Genomic DNA, 1,558 nt, shown 5'->3' on the forward strand with positions numbered 1-1,558 from the left:
GCGAAAGCCCCTCCTCCCCAGATCCCGGCATGTCACGGCTGGACCCCCCCCCCCCCCCCCCCGACAGGTTGCAGATGCTGATCAATCCAGCTTGAGCACCTTGGCCAACACGATCTTCGGCCCTTTCATCTTCTTGATGATGATGCGCAGGCCTTCGACCTCCAGCACTTCCTCTTCCTCAGGCACGCGCTTGAGGGTCTCGTAGATCAAGCCGGCAAGGGTTTCCGCCTCGATGTGATCGAGGTCGATCCCCAGCAGCCGCTCGACCTTGAACAGCGGCGTATCGCCCCGTACCAGCAGCTTTCCGGGCTGGTAGGCGAGGATGCCGCGTTCGGTCTTGCGGTGTTCGTCCTGAATGTCGCCCACCAGCACTTCCAGCACGTCTTCCATGGTCAGGTAGCCGATCACCTTGCCGTCGGCCTCCTCGACCAGCACGAAGTGCGCGCCGCCCTTGCGGAACTGCTCGAGCAGTTGCGACAGCGGCATGTGCCGGGACACCCGCTCCAGCGGCCGGGCCAGGTCGTCCAGGTCGACGGTCTGCGGCAGGTGGTCCAGCTCGGCCAGCTCCAGCAGCAGGTCCTTGATGTGCAGCAGGCCGGTGAACTCTTCGCGCTCGGCGTCGTACACCGGGTAGCGGCTGAACTTGTGCCGGCGCAGCAGCGCGAGGATGTCCTTGAGCGGGGCATGGGCGTCGATGCTGACCATGTCCTCGCGCGAGTTGGCCCAGTCGACCACTTCCAGCTCGCCCATCTCCACTGCCGAGGCCAGCACGCGCATGCCCTGGTCGCTCGGGTCCTGGCCGCGGCTGGAGTGCAGGATCAGCTTGAGCTCCTCGCGGCTGTAGTGGTGCTCGTGGTGCGGGCCGGGCTCGCCTTGCCCAGCGATGCGCAGGATGGTGTTGGCGCTGGCGTTGAGCAGGTAGATGGCCGGGTACATCGCCCAGTAGAACAGGTACAGCGGCACCGCCGTCCACAGCGACAGCAGCTCGGGTTTGCGGATCGCCCAGGACTTGGGCGCCAGCTCGCCGACCACGATGTGCAGGTAGGAGATGACGAAGAACGCGACGAAGAACGAGATGCCCTTGATCAGTTCGGGAGAGTCGACGCCGAAGTAGGCCAGCAGCGGTTCGAGCAGGTGGGCGAACGCCGGCTCGCCGACCCAGCCCAGGCCCAGCGAAGCCAGGGTGATGCCCAGCTGGCAGGCCGACAGATAGGCGTCGAGCTGGTTGTGTACCTTGCGCAGGATGCTGCCACGCCAGCCATGCAGCTCGGCGATGGACTCGACGCGGGTGGAGCGCAGCTTGACCATGGCGAACTCGGCGGCAACGAAGAAGCCGTTGAGCAGCACCAGGAACAAGGCAAAGAGAATCATGCCGAAATCGGCGAACAACGAGGTGAGGCTGATACCAGGGGAAGGGTCCATGATGGAGTTTTACGGGGTCCGTCTGCTGAAAAGTAAGAAAAAAAGTGCCAGCTTTTGCTGGCACAGGGGATCCAATGTAGCGGCTGAAGCCGCAAAAGCAAAGGGGAGGGCTATGCCCGGTTGGCGCATCGCGGGG

General features: G+C 64.2%; 1 protein-coding gene. It reads right to left on the reverse strand.

Annotated features, from left to right (window positions below; genetic code table 11):
- Positions 1-81: 81 nt before the first annotated feature.
- A complete protein-coding gene (locus tag ACO6VM_RS13845; protein WP_390969587.1) occupies positions 82-1,422 on the reverse strand; it encodes a hemolysin family protein in 1,341 nt (446 codons plus the stop codon).
- Between the last annotated feature and the right edge of the window lie 136 nt (positions 1,423-1,558).

Source organism: Pseudomonas sp. GZD-209, assembly GCF_049310485.1.
Lineage (GTDB): Bacteria > Pseudomonadota > Gammaproteobacteria > Pseudomonadales > Pseudomonadaceae > Aquipseudomonas > Aquipseudomonas sichuanensis.

Excerpts from the sequence above, each read along its gene's own strand:
- ACO6VM_RS13845 (WP_390969587.1), bottom strand. The coding sequence starts at position 1,422 with ATGGACCCTTCCCCTGGTATCAGCCTCACCTCGTTGTTCGCCGATTTC.